Here is a 20281-nt window from a genome sequence, read left to right as displayed (position 1 = left end):
TTCGCTGTCGATGAGCGTGCCCGCCGAAGCAGGCACGAGACGCCAGGCGGTTATTTAGGCAGTTCGGCCTTGATCCCTTCGACGTAATAGTTCATCGACGCCAGCTCAGCGTTGGTTGCAACCACGCCGTCAGCAATTTTCACGGTACCGTTCTGGTCCTTGATCGGCCCGGTGAACGGATGGAATTCGCCGCTTTCGATGCTGGCGATGATCTTCTGCGCCTCAGCCTTCACATCAGCAGGCACCACGTCGCTGATCGGCAACTCGACCGTACCCTCTTTCAGGCCGCCCCAGTAATCCTGTGGTTTCCAGGTGCCTGCGATTGCACCCTCGGCGGCCTGAATGTAATGCGGGCCCCAGTTGTTGACGATGGAAGCCAGTACCGCTTTCGGCCCGAAGTGCGCCATGTCCGAAGCGTAGCCAACTGCATAGACGCCACGACGCTCGGCGGTCTGGATCGGCGCAGGGCTGTCGGTGTGCTGGAAGACCACGTCAACGCCCTGATCGATGAGTGCGTTGGCAGCATCGGCTTCCTTGCCCGGATCGAACCAGGAGTTGACCCACACCACCTTGATCTCGGTGCCCGGGTTGTATTTGTTCAGCGCCAGCTGGATGGCGTCGATGTCGCGCAGCACTTCAGGAATCGGGAACGAGGCGACATAACCGATCTTCTTGGTCTTGGTCATCTTCGCGGCGATGTAGCCGCTCACGTAGCGACCCTCATAGGTACGGGCCAGATACGTGCCCATGTTCTTGTCCTGCTTGTAGCCGGTCGCGTGCTCGAACTTCACCTTGGGGAACTGCTTGGCGACTTTCAGCGTGGGGTTCATGTAGCCGAACGAGGTACTGAAAATCAGGTCGTAACCGCCCTTGGCCATGTTGCGGATAACCCGCTCGGCGTCCGCGCCCTCCGGCACGTTTTCCACATAGCTGCTGCTGACCTTGTCGCCCAGCGCCTTGACCATCGCCTGGCGGCCCTGCTCGTGCTGATAGGTCCAGCCGTGGTCGCCAATGGGGCCGATGTAGACGAATCCGACTTTCAGCGGATCGCCTGCCGAGGCGAGCAGGCTGGAGCCAATGCCGACAACGGCGGCCATGGCACACAGCAGTTTTTTCAGAGGACGACGTGGGTTGGTCAGGTGCATCGGGTCTAGCTCCTTGCGGTCTTGTTGGAGTGCATACCCGAGCAATGCAAATAACTGACCAACAGGACAACTTACGATGCGGGCTTGCTTCACCCTGTAGCAATAGTGCGTGTGTAGGAGCGGACTTGTCCGCGAAGGAGGTCGTTCAGACGATGCATTTTCGGAGAATATGCCGACCCTTTCGCGAACAAGTTCGCTCCCACGGCCTTCGGCCAGAATCTAAAACAGACTTGTGTGTAACGCGTAGTGCAGCGAGAAGGTGCAGGTGTGGTGGGCTGCGCCGCTAACTGGTGCAGCGCGTGCTGCGCTCGACAATGCACATTGGCGTACCGGCCACGGGTTCGCGCATGATCTGCACCTGCACATCGAACACCTGGCAGACCAGCTCGGCCGTCAGTACATCGCCCGGCGCGCCGCAGGTCACCAGACGTCCACCCTGCATGACCGCCAGATGGTCGGCATAGCGACAGGCCTGATTGATGTCGTGCAGCACGGTAATCACGGTTTTGCCTTCGGCGCTGAGTTCGCGCATCAGGTCCAGCAGTTCGACCTGATGGCTGATGTCCAGATACGTGGTGGGCTCGTCGAGCAGGACGATGGCGGCGTCCTGCGCGAGGATCATCGCCAGCCACGCTCGTTGGCGCTGCCCGCCGGAAAGGTCGGACAGCGGCCGGTCGGCCAGGGTTTCCAGCTCCATGCGTTGCAGCGCTTGTTCGACACTGTGCTGATCGGCCCCGCTCAAACGTCCCCACAGACTGTTGTGCGGGCTGCGTCCGTAAGCCACCAGTTGACGCACACTGACGCCTTCCGGAATGGGCAGCACTTGCGGCAGAAAAGCCACCTTGCGGGCCAGCTCTTTGGCGGAGAGCTGGCTGTAGGCTTTGCCGTCCAGGCTGAGGCTGCCCGATTGCGGGGTGAGAATCCGTGCAAACGCCTTGAGCAGTGTGGATTTGCCGCAACCGTTGGGGCCGATCAGCGCGGTGACCTGCGCAGGCGGCGGGCTGAACGACAGGTCTTGCACGATCCGCGTTGCGCCGTAGCCGATGTCGAGTTGCTGCGCCTTCAGAATGCTCATGGGATCAACCTTTGAATCGGGCCAGCAGCCAGAGGAAATACGGAGCGCCGATCACCGCCGTGAGAATCCCGGCCGGAATTTCGCTGGGCGCGATCAGCGTGCGTCCCAGCGTGTCGGCCAGCACCAGTAATAACGCACCCAGCACCATCGAGGCGGGCAGCAGGTACTGATGATGACCGCCGACCAGACGACGGGCCATGTGTGGCGCGACCAGCCCGACAAAACTCACCGGTCCGATGATGCCCACGCCCAGGCTGGTCAACAGCACGGCACTGCCCATCGCCAGCCAGCGCGTACGTTTGAGGCCGGTACCCAGGCTCTGCGCTGCTTCATCGCCCAGGCCGATCAGGTTCAGCGGTTTGGCCAGCAGCAAGCTGAGTGGGATCAGCAGCAGAAGCGGCGAGGCCAGCAGCACATGGTGCCAGTTACGGCTCCACAAACTGCCGGTCAGGGCCAGCAGGGCGGTATTGATATCCAGCGGGTTGGACAGAATCAGAAATTCGGTGATGCTCGACAGCGTCACTGCAATCGCTACCCCGGAGAGCGCGAAACGCACGCCAGAGAACTGCACGCCGGTGTTGTACAGCGCCAGCAGCAATGCCCCCGCTGCACCGCCCAGACACGCCACAAACGGCAGCGCGGCCACCGGCAATTGCGGCAGGCCGATAATCGCGATGGTCAGCGCCAGCCCTGCGCCCTGGGTCACGCCAAGAATTTCCGGCGAGGCCAGCGGGTTGCGAATCACACCTTGCACGATGGCACCCGCCAGGCCGAACGCGCAGCCGGTCATGGTTGCGATCAGGCCGCGTGGCAGGCGGTGATTCCAGACCTCGAAATCCTTGCTGTCGTGGGCGATCAGATGATCAAGTACTGCGCCGGGCGTCAGCCAGACGGTGCCCGCGCTGAGGCTCAGCAGCAGGGCCAGTGCCAGCAACATAATCAGCAACAACAGCCGTGAGCGGGACTGGTTCATAACGCACGCCTCGCCAGAAACAGAAAGAACGGCGCGCCGATCAATGCCGTCACTACCCCGGCCGGTGTTTCCACCGGGAAGGCCACGGCGCGGCTGATCAGGTCCGAGGCCAGCACGATAGCCGCACCCAGTCCGGCGCTGATCGGGATCAACCAGCGGTAGTCATTGCCCAGCCATTGGCGAGCAATGTTCGGCGCGATCAGGCCGACAAATGCTATCGGCCCCACCGCACAGACGCTGGCGCCGACCAGCAGCAAGCTGACCACGAACACCAGCAGGCGCAAGGCACCGATGCGTACGCCCAGTGAGCGGGCAGCGTCTTCGCCGAGGTTGATCAGGTTCAGGCGCGGCGCACAGGCAATCGCCAGCACCAGACCGATCAGCGTGCAAGGCCAGAGCAGTTGCAACTGCGCCGCGCCGACGTTGGCCAGTGAACCGGCCAGCCAGTTGAGGACACTTTGCGCCTGTGCTTCGACAAGAATCACAGTGAGGCGGGTCAAGGCTGCGCACAGCGCGGCGACGGCGACACCCGCCAGCACCAGTCGCCCCTGAGCGGTGGCAGGCGACCATGCGCCGCCAAGACTGAACACGGTGATCCATGCCAACGCACCACCGAGGCAGGTCATCAGCAGCGCGCCGCCGGGGAAGGGCAGGGCGACCAGCCCGGTGGAAAACAGCGCCAGCCCCAGCGCCGCGCCCGCCGTAACGCCAAACAATGAGGGGGAGGCCAGACGGTTGCGCGTGATGCCCTGCATCAAGGCCCCGGCCACGCCGAGGCAGGCACCGACCAGCGCCGCGCACAAGGCGCGTGGCACGCGCAATTGCGCAACGATATAAGCGATGTTGCCGCCCTCGCGACCCTGCGTGAACAGTCCGTTCCAGGCATCTACCTGACGAATGCTGAACGAAGACAGGGCGAACAGCGACACCCAGAACAGTCCCAGGCAGGTCGCGGTGATCACGCCCGCCATCAGCCAGCGGCGCATTTACGGGTTCAGCACGGCCTTGCCGCCCTTGAGTACGGCAAGCGCATCGTCGGCGATCTGCTCGGACGCCATGATCCCGCGATTGCGCGCCCAGCTGTCGCCATCCACTTCAGCTACCTGCTTGTTACGTACTGCGCCAAGCACCTGCCACAGCGGCTGCTTGCTCCAGCTGTCGACGATGCTCGGGCGACGATAATGACCGACCAGTAACCAGTTCGGGTCCAATGCCAGCAACTGCTCCAGGCTGACGAATTCGGTGGGCGCGGCGTCTTTGCGTACTTCCGGGACCTTCAGACCGATCGCCTGCAACACGCTGCCCGCATAAGAGTGCGGGCCATGTACCGAGAAGCTGTCTTCGCGGGCGACGCCGAACAGCACGTTGGTGTTGGCCGGAATCTGCTCGGCAACAGTCTTCAGGTGCTGGCGGTTCTCCGCGATCCGCGCCTGCATCTCTGGGCCTTTGCCGAGCGCCACGCCGATCAGCTCGGCAGATTTCAGACTGCCCTGATAATCCTCGCCGCGCGACGGCAGCATCAGTGTTGGTGCCAGGCTGGCCAGATCGTTGTAAAGCGCCTGATGGCGGCCGAGGTCGGCAATGATCAGGTCCGGCTTGAGCCGCGCGATCACTTCTATATTGGGTTGCGAGCGCAGCCCCACGGACTGCCATTCGCCTACCGCCTTACGCACTTTGGGCAGTACCCGGTTGGCATCGCCATCGTCGGCGGCACCGACCGGCGTCACACCGACCGAAGCCAGTCCGTCGAGAAACGAGAACTCCAGCACCACTACGCGCTTGGGAGTGTCAGGCAGGTGGACTTTGTGTTGGCCGTCATCGATGTCGATAGGCGCGGCCTGGGCGGCGCTGGCCATCAAGGTCAGCAGGCCGCAAGCCAGCAGGTGCGGAAGTCGAAAAGCACGCATGGCGAAGGTCCTTTCTAACAAAGCGGAATCATGAAAACAGGCGCGCCCTGAAGGCCGCGAAGAAAACGGCGGGCGCTATTGTTGAAAACGGCGGGCACTATTTCACATCGCGACGACGGGATCAAAAGTCATTTACGTGTGGGTGCAGTTCTCATTCGGGTCATTTGTTGAAACCTTTTGTCACACACCGCACTCTGAACGGCTTCAATGACAGACACGTTCATGACTATCCGCGGCGATCTGTCGCAAGGGTTTGGAGAAAGTAATGGGCGCTTTGCTCAAGCAAGAAAAGTTTCTACTGCTGGCAATCATTGCCATGTTTGTCGCCTATCCGCTGGAGCATGTGCTGCTGGGCAACGGACAGGTCGTCGCACTGGTTTCCGGGTTGGCGCTGGTCGGCTTCATCGTCTGCGCCTCGATGCGCGTCGCGCACCACGCCGAAATGCTCGCGGAAAAGGTCGGTGATCCCTACGGGACGATGATCCTCACGCTCTCGGCGGTGCTGGTCGAAGTGGTGATTCTGGCGATCATGATGAGCAACGAACCATCGCCGACGCTGGTGCGAGACACCATTTACTCGGCGGTCATGCTCGACATCAACGGCATCCTTGGCCTGGCCGCGCTGATGGGCGGTATCAAGCACGGCGAGCAGTCCTATAACGATGACTCGGCGCGCACCTATAGCGTGATGATCCTCACCGCCATGGGCGTGTCGATGGTGGTGCCCGAGTTCATCCCCAAAGGCGACTGGAAGATCTATTCGGCGTTCACCATTGGCGCGATGATTCTGCTCTACACGCTGTTCCTGCGCATGCAGGTCGGCCCGCACAGCTACTTTTTCAGCTACAGCTACCCGGAAAAGAAAAAGCGCCAGGGCTCGGATCAGGCTGAACAGCATGCAGAGCCGGTCAACCTGACCCGCTCTATTGTCACATTGGTCACCGGTGTGGTGGTGATTGGCGCGCTGGCTGAAGTGATGTCCAAGACGGTCGACCTGGGCCTGGAAGGGACGGGGGCTCCGCCAGTGATGACCGCCATTCTGGTGGCCGCCATTTCCGCTGCACCAGAGATTCTGACCGCCCTGCGCGCGGCACTCGCCAACCGCATGCAGTCAGTGGTCAACATCGCTTTGGGTGCATCGTTGTCCACCGTGATTCTGACGGTTCCGGTCATGGAAGCGATGGCGCTTTACAGCGGCCAGCCGTTCCAGATGGCCATGACGCCGGTGCAGACCGTGATGATCTTCATCACCCTGCTGGTGTCCGCCATCAACCTCAACGACGGCGAAACCAACGCCATCGAAGGCATGACCCACTTCGTGCTGTTCGCGACGTTCATCATGCTCTCGTGTCTGGGGCTTTAGGGCCTATTGCCTATCGCTCCCACGCTCTGCGTCGCAAGAGGGACGCAGAGCGTCCTGAACGGCATGCCGACGCGGAGCGTCGCACGATAGTTGAGATTATCGCCCCGCACGTTCAGCCCCGAATCAACTCCCGCGCGGCCTGGCTGTGATCGGCAATCAACTGCTTGATGTCCAGGCCTTCAACCTGCCCGTCAATCACTCGCCACTGACCGCCAACCATCACTCGGTCTGCACGGTCAGCGCCGCACAGCAATAGCGCCGAGAGCGGATCATGGCTGCCGGAAAAACGCAGTTCGTCCAGCTTGAACAGCGCCAGATCGGCCTGTTTACCCACCGCCAGCTCACCGATATCGGTACGTCCCAGTAATTGCGCTGACCCCTTGGTGGCCCAGCCCAGCACGAGCTGCGGAGTGATTTTTTCGGCGCCGTAGCGCAGGCGTTGCAGGTAAAGCGCCTGGCGGGTTTCGAGGATCATGTTCGATGCATCGTTGGACGCCGAACCATCGACCCCGAGTCCCAGCGGCGCGCCGGCAGCGATCAGCTCCAGCGTCGGGCAGATGCCAGAGGCCAGGCGCATGTTCGAGCTTGGGCAATGACAGACGCCGGTGCCCGCAGCGCCGAGGCGGGCAATCTCGTCGGAGTTGAAATGAATGCCGTGGGCCAGCCAGGTGCGCGGGCCGAGCCAGCCGACGCTGTCCAGATAATCCACGGTGCGCAGGCCGAAGCGTTGCAGGCAGAAGTCCTCTTCGTCGAGGGTTTCAGCCAGATGCGTGTGCAGGCGCACGTCGAGATTTTCGGCCATGGCCGCACTCTCGGACATGATCTGCGGCGTGACCGAAAACGGCGAGCAGGGTGCCAGCGCGATCTGGATCTGCGCACCATCGCCGCGCTCGTGATAGGTCTCGATCAGGCGCTGACTGTCGGCCAGAATCACCTCGCCCTGCTGCACGGTTTGCTGTGGCGGCAAACCTCCGTCGGCTTCACCAAGGCTCATCGAACCACGCGTCAACATTGCGCGCATACCCAGCTCGCGAACGCTTTGCACCTGAACATCGATGGCGTGTTCCAGCCCGTCGGGGAACAGGTAGTGATGGTCAGCAGCCGTTGTGCAACCCGACAGCAGCAATTCAGCCAGCGCCACCTTGCTGGCGACCGCGAGCTTCTCCGGCGTCAGGCGCGCCCATACCGGGTACAGGGTTTTCAGCCACGGGAACAAAGGCTGATTGACCACTGGTGCCCAGGCCCGCGTGAGGGTTTGATAGAAGTGATGGTGCGTGTTGATCAACCCCGGCAGCAACACATGCTCACGGGCATCGAATGTTTGTGTGCAGGGCTTTGACGGGAGCTGCCCGGCGGCCAGCACTTCAGTGATGACGCCGCCTTCGATCACCAGACCGCCACGGGCGTCCAGGTCATTGGCAGTGAACACGGCAAGGGGGTTTTTCAACCAGATACGGATCGCAGGCATGGGCCGGCTCCTCTGAAAGACAGGTTCAGGTTAGCCAGCTCAGTGTTGCCCTGTCTGCTGATCCAGGGTCGCCGGGGTCAGGTGCGCCCCGGCGAAGGACGGCGATTCTAGTCGAGCAGCCGATTACCAGGCAATCGTCTTGCCCTGGTAATCGATGAAGTGATGGCCGCCCTTGCCTGCGTAGGCATTGAGCTGTTCGACAAGCCCGGTGGTGCTGGTCATAACGTCGATGGCGGCATTTTCGCCGCCCATGTCGGTCTTCACCCAACCCGGATGCATCGACAGCACGGTAGGACGGTTCTCGCCCAGCTCGGTGACAAAGGTATTGGTCATCGAATTGAGTGCAGCCTTGCTGGCCTTGTACAGCGCAAGGTTTGCGCCGTCCGGGCAAGTGACGCTGCCCAGCCACGAACTCATGAACGCCAGGACGCCCGTGCCGGGACGAAGTTGATCGACGAAGCGTTCGGCCAGACGAATCGGCGCTACAGCGTTGGTCAGGAACAACTGCCCAAGCTCGGCAGCGGTCGACTTCGCAGCGCTCTGGTGTGCCGCGCCACTGATGCCAGCATTGACGAACAGCACGTCGAACACTTCACCGCGCAGCTTCTGGACCAGCACTTCAAGCGAGGCCGTTTCGTCCAGATCCACCGCTTCGATGCGCACGCCCTCGACCGCTTTGAGGTTTTCGGCGTTCTGCGGATCACGCACCGTGGCGGTGACGTGCCAGCCCTGTTCGGTCAAGCGCTGCACCAGCCCGAGGCCCAGGCCACGCGAAGCACCGATGATCAGGGCGGTTTTCTTGGTAGTGGTCATGAATGATTCCTTGGCAGATTGAGAGACAGACTCCATGGCAGTGCCAGCAAGGCCTCTCGAAAGTTTCGACCTTGCAGCGTACTCCTGCCCATGACCTGTTGGAATCTTCGCGAGCCGAAAACGTTCAGGGGAATCATTGGAACGGCATGCCTGATAGTTTCAGGATTATCGTTCCTCACGCTCCAGCGTGGGAATGCCGTTCATGACGCTCTGCGTCAACCATCTGCGCCGCTAGCTCCTCAATGACCCGCCCGCCATGGCTGGCCCAGCGATACCGGCGCATACAGCCGGGTGCGCAGGGCGTCGCGGGAGAGCAGGACGAGCACGATGATGGTGGCCACATAAGGCAGCATCGCCAGCAGGTTGGACGGGATGGCCAGGCCTATGCCCTGCGCGACCAGGTGCAGAATGCTGGCCAGACCGAACAGGTAGGCACCCAGCAGCAGGCGCCACACACGCCAGCTGGCGAACACCACCAGCGCCAAGGCTATCCAGCCGCGTCCGGCGCTCATGTTTTCCGCCCACATCGGTGTGTAGGCCAGCGACAGGTACGCCCCGGCCAACCCAGCCATTGCGCCGCCGAACAGCACGGCCAGCGTGCGTACGCGCAACACCGGCAAGCCCATGGCGCTGGCCGCATCGGGGTTTTCGCCGACCGCCTGAATAATCAGCCCGACGCGGCTTTTCAGCAGCGCCCATGCGACCAGTGCAAACAGCGCAAAGGACAGGTAGACCAGCAGGTCCTGGGCAAACAGCATGCGGCCGATCAGCGGAATGTCACTCAGCAGCGGGATGGCCACCGGTTCAAAACCACTCAATGGCTTGCCGACCCAAGCGGCACCGACGAAGCTGGAAAGGCCGACACCGAAGATGGTCAGCGCCAGCCCGGTCGCGACCTGATTGGCGTTGAACACCAGCGCCACCAGCGCAAACAGTGCCGACAGCAGCATGCCAGCGAGCATCGCCAGCAGCACGCCCAGCCATAGATTGCCGGTACTCAGGGCGATGATGAAACCGATCACCGCGCCAAACAGCATCATGCCTTCCTGACCCAGGTTGATGACGCCGCTTTTTTCGCAGATCAGTTCGCCCAGCGCCACCAGCATCAAGGGGGTTCCGCAGCGGACCATGGCATAGAAAATGTTGCTCAGCAGGTCGATATCCATCATGCGGCTCCTGTGACGGCTGTCATCTGGCGCTTGGCCCAGTGCAGTTTCAACCGTGGGCGATAGAGAATCAGCACATCACAGGCCAGCAGGAAGAACAGCATCATCCCCTGAAACAATTGCGTGATTGCCAAGGGCAGGTTCAAGGTCATTTGTGCGCTTTCACCACCCAGGTACAGCAGGGCGATCAACAGGCTGGAGAACAGAATGCCAATGGGGTTGAGGCGGCCGAGAAAGGCCACGGTGATCGCGGCATAGCCGTAACCTGGCGAGACCTGCGGCACCAGTTGACCGATCGGCCCTGTCACTTCCGATACGCCGGCCAGCCCGGCCAGCGCGCCACTGATCAACAGTGCCAGCCAGACCAGGCGTTTCTCTCGAAAGCCGACAAACCCGGCAGCACGCTTGTCCAGGCCCAGCACCTTGATCTGAAAACCGACGAAACTGCGTTGCAGCAATACCCAGACCGCGACCAGTGCCAGCAGGGCGAAGTACACGCCGATGTGCGCGCGGCCATCTTCCATCAGCAGCGGCAGGCGGCTGGCGTCGCCAAAAGTCGCTGACTCCGGGAAATTCATGCCCGCCGGGTCCTTGAGCGGCCCGTGCACGAAGTACAGCAGCAAGTTGAGGGCGATGTAGTTGAGCATGATGCTGGTGAGGATCTCATTGGCATTGAAGCGCGTGCGCAGCCAGGCGGTCACGCCCGCCCAAGCCGCGCCGGCGAGGGTGCCGGCCAGCAGCACCATGACCAGTGCCCAACGACTCTCCATCTCGATGATATTCACCGCCACGGCACTGCCTGCCAATGCGCCGAGCAGCAACTGGCCTTCCGCCCCGATGTTCCAGATACGCGCCTGATAGGCGACCGCCAGACCCAGCGCGCAGAGCAGAATCGGCAGGGTCTTGACCATCAATTCCGACAGGCCATACCAGTCGCTGACCGGTGCGATCAGCAAGGTGTGCAGCGTCACCCAAGGGTTGAGCCCCAGGCCGATGAACAGCAGCGAGCCGCAGACCAGTGTCAGGACGGCAGCCAGTAAAGGGGAACACCACAACATGGCGCGCGATTGCTGGCCGCGCGGTTCCAGAGAAAGCAGCATCTTTTGCTCCGTTAACCAGGCACGTGGGCTTGGGTTTGAGAATGATCGAACTGTCCCGCCATCCAGCCGCCGATTTGCACGGTGCTGGTCTGTTCAGTGGGGATCAGGTCGGAAAGCTGGCCGCCGCTCAGGGCGGCGAGTCGGTCGCTGATCTGGAACAACTCGTCCAGGTCTTCGGAGATCACCAGAATGGCCGCCCCCGCGTCGCGCAAGGCAATCAGCGCCCGGTGAATCGCTGCGGCAGCACCGACATCCACGCCCCAGGTCGGGTGCGCAGCAATCAGCAGTTTGGGGTTTTGCAGGATTTCCCGACCGAGGATGAATTTCTGCAGGTTGCCGCCCGAGAGGCTGCGCGCCGCGGCCTGTGCGTCCGGCGTCTTGACCGCAAAGCGACGGATGATTTCGTCGGCCAGTGCGCGAACCTTGCCGCGCTGGATCAAGCCGTTGCTCACCAGTCCTTGCTGGAAAGCGGTCAGCAGAGCGTTGTCGGCCAGGCTCAGTTCCGGCACTGCGCCATGCCCCAGACGCTCTGCCGGAACGAACGCCAGCCCTCGCTTGCGGCGGGCGTCGGGGCGCAGGTCGCCGACCGGGGTGTCTTTGAAGCGCAGGGTCGTCGCCTGGGCATGAGGTAGTGTCTGTTCGCCACTCAGCAGCGCCAGCAATTCATCCTGACCATTGCCGGCAACGCCCGCGATGCCGACGATTTCGCCGCTGCGTACTTCCAGGCTCAGGTCTTTCAGTGAGCAACCGAACGGGTCCGGGTTGTGCCAGGACAGCTTGTCGACGCGCAGAAAGGCTTCGCTGCCGCTGACTTTGTCGTAGTGCGCGGTCAACCCTTCGGCATCACCGACCATCAAGCGCGCCAACTCCAGATCAGAGCATTCAGCCGGGATACAGTGCCCGGATACCTTACCGTTGCGCAGGACGGTTGCGCTGTGACACAAAGCACGAACCTCGCCCAGCTTGTGACTGATAAACAGAATGCTGCAGCCTTCTACGGCCAGATGCCTGAGGGTCACGAACAGCTCTTCGGCTTCCTGGGGTGTGAGCACAGAGGTGGGCTCGTCGAGGATCAACAGACGAATGTCCTGCATCAGGCAGCGAATGATTTCGACTTTCTGCCGCTCGCCAATCGACAGGCTATGGACCAGGCGCTGAGGCTCCACTGCCATGCCGTAGCGTTGCGAAACCTCGCGAATGCGCGGTTCCAGTTGTTTGGGCGTGCCTGCCGCAGCGCCCATTGCCAGGGCGATGTTTTGCGCGACGCTGAGGGTTTCGAACAGCGAGAAATGCTGGAACACCATGCCGATCCCCAGGCTTCTTGCCTGTGCTGGATTGCGCATGGTCTGCACCTGGCCTTGCCAGATGATCGACCCGGCGTCGGGCTGCGTCACGCCATAGATGATCTTCATCAGCGTGCTTTTGCCGGCACCGTTCTCTCCCAGCAGGGCATGAATCTCGCCGGGCTGAATCGTCAGGTCGACAGCGTCGTTGGCCAGGCAGCCTGGATACCGTTTAGTGATGTGGCGCAGTTGTAGACGCGCAGGTATCGCGTGGTTTGACATGAAAGGCTCGAAGGCAGAAGTGGGTCGCTTGTGGATAAAGCAAAATCCTGGCCAAGGAGTCAGGATTCCTGTCCTGTGCGTTCAATCAAGGTTGAGTAAGGTGTTTTCGACATTCATGGCCGTGCAGTGACAACCTGACGCGATCATTTCGGCACCAGTTCGGGGCGCGCTGGCGGAGCGAGGGGCAAATGTGGCTCTTTGATTTGAGTGAAAAATGTACAGCAGGCGTCAAGCGAGGTGCGTTATACGGATGCGCGACCCTTGCACCTGTTATCCACAGGTTCTTCCACAGATACTGTGCGCAAGCGCGTCAGCGGAGAATAATACGCCGGTGGTTAGCATCCAAAGGGACTAACGAGCGCTAACAGACTGTTTTTGCACCGTTTATGGATCCATGCCAGGCGATTGCTCAAAAAACGATCATTCGCCTGAAACGCAAGCCCGGCAAGGCCCGCAGTGGAGTGTGCTCAGCTTATCCACAGCCGGATGCACAGTAGATGTGGGCAATTGCTGACGCGTTGCCTACTCTGTTGTGGCCTTGTGCAAAACAATTCTGCCGCGACTCAGATCAGCCAGTTGTCGTTGCAGCGTGTCGACATGCTCGGGGCCTATCGCGATTGCCATTTGCACGCCAGTAGCAGTGAAGTTTTCACTTTCCAGCAGGCCGTTGACTTCCGCGAGACGCAACTTGACCAGCGCCAGTTCACTGAAGCTGCATTCAAGCTGGAATGACGAACGCTGAATCAGCGGCAGACGCTCGGCCTGCTGCAAACATTTGTTGGCACCACCGCCATAGGCGCGGGCCAGGCCGCCAGTCCCCAGTTGAATGCCGCCGTACCAGCGGATCACCAGCACCACGACCTGATCGAATTCCTGCGCCTCGATGGCTGCCAGGATTGGCCTGCCTGCAGTACCGCCCGGTTCCCCGTCATCGTTGCTGCGATACTGACCACCCAGCTTCCAGGCCCAGCAATTGTGGGTGGCGTTGAGGTCGCTGTGCTGCTCGATGAACGCCTGGGCGTCGGCCGGGCTGGCGATGGGGGCGGCGAGGGTGATGAAGCGGCTCTTGCGGATTTCTTCACGAAACTCGCAAGGGCCGACCAGGGTAAAAGGCATGCGTGTATCCAGCTGACGTCAAGGCGCCGATTCTACAAGGCTGGCGGCGTGAGCCCACAACCTTTGAGGATGATCCGGATTAGATTATTGCTGGCCTGATCCATGTCTTGCCGGGTCAGGCGGGAGCGACCGGTGACTCGGCAGATCTGCGAGGCAAAATCAGCGTAGTGCTGGGTGCTTCCCCACAGCAGGAAGATCAGGTGTACAGGGTCGACCGGGTCCATCTTGCCTGCATCGATCCAGGCTTGAAAAACCGCTGCCCGGCCCTGGAACCACAGGCGGTAGTCCTGGCTGAAATACTCGCTCATGCATTCGCCACCGCTGATGATCTCCATGGCGAAGATCCGTGAAGCCTGAGGCTGGCGGCGCGAAAACTCCATCTTGGCGCGAATGTAGCGGGCCAGTGCCTCGGCTGGATCATCTTCGACGCTCAGGTGGTTGAACGTGCTGTCCCACAAATCAATGATGTTGCTCAGTACCGCGACATACAGGCCCAGCTTATTGGTGAAGTAGTAATGCAGGTTGGCTTTGGGCAGCCCGGCTTTCAGCGCAATGGTGTTCATGCTGGTGCCCTTGAAGCCGTGGCGGGCAAATTCATCTTCGGCTGCCTGGATGATTGCTTGTTCGTTCTTCTGACGAATACGGCTTGCGGGCTTGGTGACGTGAGCGCTGTGTGCGGGGACTTCAAGGGTCATGGGCAATTCCGGACAGGTCGTAGGGCGCAACTAATGAACAGATAGCGCACCGGCGATTATCTCGCAAGCACCGGCGCAAGTGCGGCTATGGAAACCTATCGTGGTTGTTCAAGGGGATTGGGTTCCGTCGCTGAATCATTCCGGGTCACGGCGACCTTTCCTTCCGGAATCAGCAGGCACATTACGATGGCTGTGATGCCGCCGCTGGTGATGGCCGAATCGAACAGGTTCTGTACCAGTTTGGGCATCTGATGCAGCAGCGCAGGCTGCGCGGCGATACCCAGACCGACACCCAGTGACGTGGCGATGATCAGCATGCTGCGTCGGTCCAGCGGAGACTGGGCCAGAATGCGCACACCGGCTGCCGCGACGCTGCCGAACATCACCAGCGTTGCGCCGCCGAGTACCGGTTTGGGAATCTGCTGGACGATGGCTCCGATGTGCGGGAACAGCCCGAGCACAAACAGCACCGCGCCGATGTACAGCCCGACATAGCGACTGGCAACGCCGGTCAGCTGGATCACGCCGTTGTTCTGCGCAAAGGTGGTGTTGGGGAATGCACTGAACGTTGCGGCAATCATGCAGCTCACGCCGTCACCCAGCACGCCACCCTTGAGACGCGCCATGTAGCTCGGGCCACTGATCGGCTGGCGGGCGAGCATGCAATTGGCGGTCAGGTCGCCGACCGTTTCGATACTGCTGATCAGATAAATCAGCGCGACCGGCAGGAAAGCGGTCCAGTCAAAGCTGAAACCAAAACGGAACGGCACCGGCACGCTGATCAAGGGCAGGTCGTGGATCGGCTGTGGAATCAGCTTGCCGCTGAACCAGGCGGCGAGACTGCCGACCGCCAGGCCGATGATGATCGCCGACAAGCGCACCCAGGGCGTATTCGAACGATTAAGTACGATGATCACTGCCAGAACGAAGGCGCCCAGCGCCAGGTTCAACGGCGCGCCGAAGTCAGGTGCGTTGAAGCCGCCGCCCAGGTCCGTCACACCTACCTTGATCAGGCTTATGCCAATCAGCGTAATGACAATGCCGGTCACCAGCGGCGTGATGACACGTCGCAACTGGCCAATACAGCGACTGAGCACGATTTGCACCAGCGCGCCGAAAAAGCACACGCCGAAGATCATCGCCATGATGTCCTCCGGGCTGCCGCCGCGTTGCTTGACCAGAAAACCCGCGGACAACACCGCGCCCAGGAAAGCGAAGCTGGTGCCTTGCAGGCAGATCATGCCTGCGCCGATACCAAACGGGCGGCGCGCCTGAATGAAAGTACCTGTGCCCGACACCATCAGGGCCATGCTGATCAGATACGGCAGGTATTGAGTCAGGCCGAGCGTCGATCCGATGATCAACGGCGGGGTGATGATCCCGACGAAGCTGGCGAGGACATGCTGGAACGCTGCCAATATGGCCGTTAAAGGTCTTGGGCGATCATTCAGGCCGTAAATCAGGTCATCGTTGTCGAGTGTTTCAGGCTGCATGGCAAGGTCTCGGACGGGGAACTGCCATGTACTGGCGTGTCGTTATCGGGATTACTGCAAAAAACTGTCCAGTTGCTCAGGTTATTTTTATTTGAGTCCAACTATTTCAATAAATATCAGCCTGATAGCGTTTTCGAGCCGCTCTGCAACGTTGGCTGACTGGAAGGGTGTCTCCTGCAGGAGTGTGTCATCGGGTAGCGGCCAGTGTTTCCAGAAAGCTCTCCAGCACCAAATGAGGGCGTCGGCCTTTTCGGGTAACGGTCACCAGGTTGAGGTCGTAGAACTTTGAGTCCGGTTTCAGCGCGCGCAATCGACCTTCCTGCACCCAGGCGTTGGCGTAATGATCTGGCAGGTAGCCAATGTAGCGTCCAGTCAGAATCAGGAACGCGATGCCCTCGCGGTCTGAAGCGCTCGCGGTGCAGGTCAGTGCCTGATAATGCTCCTGAATATCGTTGGGCAGGCGAAAGGTCGGGGCAATGGCTTCCTGCTGTGCGAGGCGTTCATCATCCAGCGTTGAGTTGTCCGCGTAGAAGAGCGGATGTCCCACCGCGCAATAAAGCAGCGAACGCTCACTGTACAACGGGTGATATTCAAGGCCGGGCAGGGCGCTGGCCTGTGGCACGACACCGACGTGCAGACCGCCGTCCAGTACGCCTCGCTCGACTTCGGCGGGAGCAATCATGCGGATATTGATGTGCACGCCCGGGCCACGTTCTTTCAGGCGGGCCAGTGCATGGGTGATGCGCATGTGGGGAAGGGTGACCAGGTTGTCGGTCAGGCCGATGTTCAGCTCGCCGCGCAGGTTCTGATGCAGGCCGTTGACCTCAGTCCTGAAACTTTCCAGAGCGCTGAGCAGTTGCAACGACGATTGATAAACCTCACGTCCTTCGTCGGTCAGTGAAAAACCGGACCGCCCTCGCTGGCAAAGCCGCAAGCCGAGACGCTGTTCCAGATCGCTCATTTGCTGGCTGATCGCCGACCGGCCAATGCCGAGCACGCTTTCGGCCGCGGAAAAACCGCCTGCCTCAACGACACTTTTGAAAATGCGCAGCAGGCGGATATCAAAATCGCTCACCTGCGACAGTGGATCGGGCCGACGGACACTCATTGTTTAGTCCTTACCAAACCAAAGATCATGAAAATCGGGTTTTATGAACTTTAGCCGCGTGACACCTTGGCTGCAATGACCGTTCGTTTAGCGCCTGCGAGGCTTGCCCCCCATGAATATGTTCGAAGCGTCTGATGTGCCTGTAGCCAGTCAGTTGAAGCTTGATGCCCACTGGATGCCTTACACGGCGAATCGAAATTTCCAACGTGACCCGCGCATGGTCGTGGCTGCGCATGGCAGCTATCTGACAGACGACAAGGGCCGCAAGATCTACGATGGGCTTTCCGGGCTATGGACATGCGGGGCCGGGCACACCCGCAAGGAAATTCAGGAAGCCGTTTCCCGGCAACTGGGCATTCTGGATTACTCGCCGGGCTTTCAGTTCGGGCATCCGCTGTCGTTCCAGTTGGCGGAAAAAATTACCGAACTGACGCCGGGCAATCTCAATCACGTCTTTTATACCAACTCCGGTTCCGAATGCGCGGACACGGCAGTGAAGATGGTGCGTGCCTACTGGCGGCTGAAGGGGCAGGCGACCAAGACCAAGATGATCGGGCGCGCGCGTGGCTATCACGGTGTGAACGTGGCGGGCACCAGCTTGGGCGGAGTGAATGGTAACCGCAAGATGTTCGGCCAGTTGATGGATGTCGATCATCTGCCGCACACGCTGCTGGCCAGCAACGCCTATTCGAAGGGGATGCCCGAAGCAGGCGGTATTGCGCTGGCCGATGAGATGCTCAAGCTGATCGAGCTGCACGATGCGTCGAACATCGCGGCGGTAATCGTCGAACCCATGGCGGGCTCTGCCGGCGTGATCGTTCCGCCGCAAGGCTATCTCAAGCGTCTGCGCGAGATTTGTGATCAGCACAATATCCTGCTGATATTCGACGAAGTCATTACCGGCTTCGGCCGTACAGGCTCGATGTTTGGTGCGGACAGTTTCGGTGTCACGCCTGACCTGATGTGTATCGCCAAGCAGATCACCAATGGCGCGATCCCCATGGGTGCAGTGATCGCCAGCAGCGAGATCTATCAGACCTTCATGAATCAGCCAACGCCGGAATACGCCGTCGAATTCCCCCACGGCTACACCTATTCGGCACATCCGGTGGCTTGCGCAGCCGGGCTCGCGGCGCTGGAGTTGTTGCAACGTGAAAACCTGGTACAGCAGGCAGCAGAAATCGCTCCGCATTTTGAAAGCGTGCTGCACGGTATCAAGGGCGCGAAAAACGTGGTGGATATCCGCAACTACGGACTGGCAGGCGCCATCCAGATCGCACCTCGTGACGGCGATGCAATCGTGCGGCCTTTCGAGGCTGGCATGAAACTGTGGAAAGCCGGATTCTATGTGCGTTTTGGCGGTGACACCTTGCAGTTTGGCCCGACCTTCAACAGTCAGGCGCAGGACTTGGACCGGTTGTTCGATGCCGTCGGCGAAACGCTGAACCTGATCGACTGATCACGCTGACAGGCTCTCTTCTTATATAGGTACTTTTATACAGGTGCTTTTGTCGCATGGGCCGCGAAGCCATTCGCGCCCGATGCAATTATCCGGAGTTTTCCATGAGCAGCATTCAACACCTGATCCACGGCGAGTTCATTTCTGAAGATGGCCGCACCGCAGATGTGTTCAATCCGTCGACCGGCCAGGTTATCCACACAGTAGCGCTCGCCACTCGGGACACGGTCCAGAAGGCGATCGATTCGGCCAAGGCTGCGTTTCCGGCCTGGCGTAATACACCGCCAGCCAAGCGGGCTCAGGTGATGTTCCGCTTCAAGCAATTGCTGGAGCAGAACGAAGCGCGCATTGCTCAGTTGATCAGTGAAGAACACGGCAAGACCCTGGAAGATGCGGCGGGCGAGCTGAAGCGCGGTATTGAAAACGTGGAGTACGCCTGCGCTGCGCCTGAAGTGCTCAAGGGTGAATACAGCCGCAACGTCGGGCCGAACATCGATGCGTGGTCTGACTTTCAGCCGCTGGGTATCGTTGCCGGTATCACTCCGTTCAACTTCCCGGCCATGGTGCCGCTGTGGATGTACCCGCTGGCCATTGCGTGTGGCAATTGCTTCATCCTCAAACCCTCCGAACGCGATCCCAGTTCCACGCTGCTGATAGCCGAGCTGCTGCACGAAGCCGGGCTGCCGAAGGGTGTGCTCAATGTGGTTCACGGTGACAAGGTCGCGGTTGATGCGCTGATCGAAGCGCCTGAGGTCAAGGCGCTGAGCTTTGTCGGTTCCACACCGATTGCCGAGTACATCTATAAAGAGGGCGCAGCGCGTGGCAAGCGGGTTCAGGCTCTTGGTGGCGCGAAGAATCATGCGGTACTGATGCCGGATGCCGACCTGGACAACGCAGTGAGTGCCTTGATGGGCGCTGCCTACGGATCCTGCGGTGAGCGTTGCATGGCTATTTCGGTTGCGGTGTGCGTCGGGGATCAGATCGCCGATGCGTTGGTGGCCAAACTGGTTCCGCAAATTCAGGGCCTGAAAATCGGCGCAGGTACGACTTGCGGCCTGGATATGGGGCCACTGGTCACCGGGCAGCATCGCGACAAGGTCGGCGGCTATATAGAGGACGGTGTGCAGTCGGGCGCTACTCTGGTGGTAGACGGTCGCAATCTCCAGGTTGCCGGGCACGAACAGGGCTTCTTCATGGGCGGCTGTCTGTTCGATCGCGTGACGCCGCAAATGCGCATCTATAAAGAAGAGATCTTCGGGCCGGTGCTGTGCATCGTGCGTGTGGACAGCCTTGAACAGGCCATGCAACTGATCAACGACCATGAATACGGCAACGGTACTTGCATCTTTACCCGTGATGGCGAAGCGGCCCGATTGTTTTGTGATGAGATTGAAGTAGGAATGGTCGGGGTCAACGTTCCGCTGCCGGTACCGGTTGCCTATCACAGCTTTGGCGGCTGGAAGCGTTCCCTGTTCGGCGACTTGCATGCGTACGGTCCCGATGGTGTGCGCTTCTACACGCGTCGCAAGGCGATTACCCAGCGCTGGCCGCAACGTGCGAGCCATGAAGCGTCGCAATTCGCATTCCCTAGCTTGTAAATTCCCGTAGCGGGAGATCGTCTTTAAAGAGGATATCCCGTGTTTGTTGGGGCTCAGCAGTTGAATTGCAGATTTTTGAAATTAACGGTTGACGCCCTATGTGATCTGTCTATAATTCGCCCCACTTCCGGCGCAGACGGAAACGAAAAAGCCTTGCAGATCAATAGTTTACAGGGATTTGGAGTGAAGAGTCAGCGAGGAAAAAGGTCGAGTCTGCAGTGATCGACAGCGGTGAGA

17 protein-coding genes are annotated in these 20281 nt (G+C 60.3%); 3 read left to right on the top strand and 14 right to left on the bottom strand.

From position 1 onward, the window contains the following. Window positions 1–50: 50 nt before the first annotated feature. From RYA97_RS13055 to RYA97_RS13035, 5 genes are all read right to left on the bottom strand, one after another. The gene (locus RYA97_RS13055; RefSeq protein ID WP_117140144.1) at window positions 51–1145 is read right to left on the bottom strand and encodes a BMP family ABC transporter substrate-binding protein; all 1095 of its coding nucleotides are present in this window, start codon (window positions 1143–1145) and stop codon (window positions 51–53) included. A 283-nt stretch (window positions 1146–1428) separates the two neighbouring features. After that, window positions 1429–2220: a Fe(3+) dicitrate ABC transporter ATP-binding protein FecE gene (gene fecE / locus RYA97_RS13050; RefSeq protein ID WP_117140145.1), complete on the bottom strand. Its 792-nt coding sequence runs from the start codon at window positions 2218–2220 to the stop codon at window positions 1429–1431. A 4-nt stretch (window positions 2221–2224) separates the two neighbouring features. Continuing rightward, a complete protein-coding gene (locus tag RYA97_RS13045; RefSeq protein WP_117140146.1) occupies window positions 2225–3193 on the bottom strand; it encodes an iron chelate uptake ABC transporter family permease subunit in 969 nt (322 codons plus the stop codon). After that, a complete protein-coding gene (fecC, locus tag RYA97_RS13040) occupies window positions 3190–4179 on the bottom strand; it encodes an iron-dicitrate ABC transporter permease FecC (RefSeq protein ID WP_002555519.1) in 990 nt (329 codons plus the stop codon). The genes RYA97_RS13045 and fecC overlap by 4 nt, the downstream gene beginning before the upstream one ends. After that, on the bottom strand, window positions 4180–5100 hold the full coding sequence (locus RYA97_RS13035; RefSeq protein ID WP_003431850.1) for a Fe(3+) dicitrate ABC transporter substrate-binding protein FecB: 921 nt from the start codon (window positions 5098–5100) through the stop codon (window positions 4180–4182). Window positions 5101–5365: 265 nt separating this feature from the next. Here RYA97_RS13035 and RYA97_RS13030 point away from each other — a divergent pair, with 265 nt between their 5' ends. Further along, window positions 5366–6463: a calcium:proton antiporter gene (locus RYA97_RS13030; protein ID WP_004659338.1), complete on the top strand. Its 1098-nt coding sequence runs from the start codon at window positions 5366–5368 to the stop codon at window positions 6461–6463. A gap of 112 nt (window positions 6464–6575) precedes the next feature. Here RYA97_RS13030 and RYA97_RS13025 read toward each other — a convergent pair whose 3' ends face one another. The 9 genes from RYA97_RS13025 to RYA97_RS12985 all read right to left on the bottom strand — a co-directional run bounded on the left by RYA97_RS13025 (window position 6576) and on the right by RYA97_RS12985 (window position 16987). Next, window positions 6576–7931: an 8-oxoguanine deaminase gene (locus RYA97_RS13025; RefSeq protein WP_005742917.1), complete on the bottom strand. Its 1356-nt coding sequence runs from the start codon at window positions 7929–7931 to the stop codon at window positions 6576–6578. A gap of 123 nt (window positions 7932–8054) precedes the next feature. Continuing rightward, window positions 8055–8744, bottom strand: coding sequence for an SDR family oxidoreductase (locus tag RYA97_RS13020; RefSeq protein WP_054995097.1), 690 nt, complete (start codon window positions 8742–8744; stop codon window positions 8055–8057). Window positions 8745–8983: 239 nt separating this feature from the next. Next, window positions 8984–9910: an ABC transporter permease gene (locus RYA97_RS13015; RefSeq protein WP_117140148.1), complete on the bottom strand. Its 927-nt coding sequence runs from the start codon at window positions 9908–9910 to the stop codon at window positions 8984–8986. Beyond that, a complete protein-coding gene (locus RYA97_RS13010) occupies window positions 9910–11010 on the bottom strand; it encodes an ABC transporter permease (RefSeq protein WP_005778974.1) in 1101 nt (366 codons plus the stop codon). The genes RYA97_RS13015 and RYA97_RS13010 overlap by 1 nt, the downstream gene beginning before the upstream one ends. An 11-nt stretch (window positions 11011–11021) precedes the next feature. Beyond that, the gene (locus RYA97_RS13005; protein WP_117140149.1) at window positions 11022–12575 is read right to left on the bottom strand and encodes an ABC transporter ATP-binding protein; all 1554 of its coding nucleotides are present in this window, start codon (window positions 12573–12575) and stop codon (window positions 11022–11024) included. Window positions 12576–13097: 522 nt separating this feature from the next. Beyond that, window positions 13098–13691 carry an IMPACT family protein gene (locus tag RYA97_RS13000; RefSeq protein ID WP_117140150.1) on the bottom strand — a complete coding sequence of 198 codons (594 nt, stop codon included), beginning with the start codon at window positions 13689–13691 and terminating at the stop codon, window positions 13098–13100. A gap of 32 nt (window positions 13692–13723) precedes the next feature. Next, on the bottom strand, window positions 13724–14386 hold the full coding sequence (locus RYA97_RS12995) for a TetR/AcrR family transcriptional regulator (RefSeq protein WP_002555510.1): 663 nt from the start codon (window positions 14384–14386) through the stop codon (window positions 13724–13726). A gap of 95 nt (window positions 14387–14481) precedes the next feature. Beyond that, window positions 14482–15879 (bottom strand): uracil-xanthine permease family protein, encoded by a 1398-nt coding sequence (locus RYA97_RS12990; protein WP_057404556.1) that lies wholly within the window; start codon window positions 15877–15879, stop codon window positions 14482–14484. 187 nt (window positions 15880–16066) lie between these two features. Then, the gene (locus RYA97_RS12985) at window positions 16067–16987 is read right to left on the bottom strand and encodes a LysR family transcriptional regulator (protein ID WP_005778983.1); all 921 of its coding nucleotides are present in this window, start codon (window positions 16985–16987) and stop codon (window positions 16067–16069) included. Between the two features lie 112 nt (window positions 16988–17099). Here RYA97_RS12985 and RYA97_RS12980 point away from each other — a divergent pair, with 112 nt between their 5' ends. Both RYA97_RS12980 and RYA97_RS12975 read left to right on the top strand, forming a co-directional pair. Then, window positions 17100–18446: an aspartate aminotransferase family protein gene (locus RYA97_RS12980; protein ID WP_002555507.1), complete on the top strand. Its 1347-nt coding sequence runs from the start codon at window positions 17100–17102 to the stop codon at window positions 18444–18446. 104 nt (window positions 18447–18550) lie between these two features. Next, on the top strand, window positions 18551–20044 hold the full coding sequence (locus RYA97_RS12975; protein WP_005742910.1) for a CoA-acylating methylmalonate-semialdehyde dehydrogenase: 1494 nt from the start codon (window positions 18551–18553) through the stop codon (window positions 20042–20044). The last annotated feature ends 237 nt before the right edge of the window (window positions 20045–20281 follow it).

It is taken from the genome of Pseudomonas syringae group sp. 26L6 (assembly GCF_032587815.1).
GTDB lineage: Bacteria > Pseudomonadota > Gammaproteobacteria > Pseudomonadales > Pseudomonadaceae > Aquipseudomonas > Aquipseudomonas amygdali.
The sequence above is the reverse complement of the archived record's forward strand: the minus strand, read 5'-3'. Positions and strand labels throughout refer to the sequence as shown.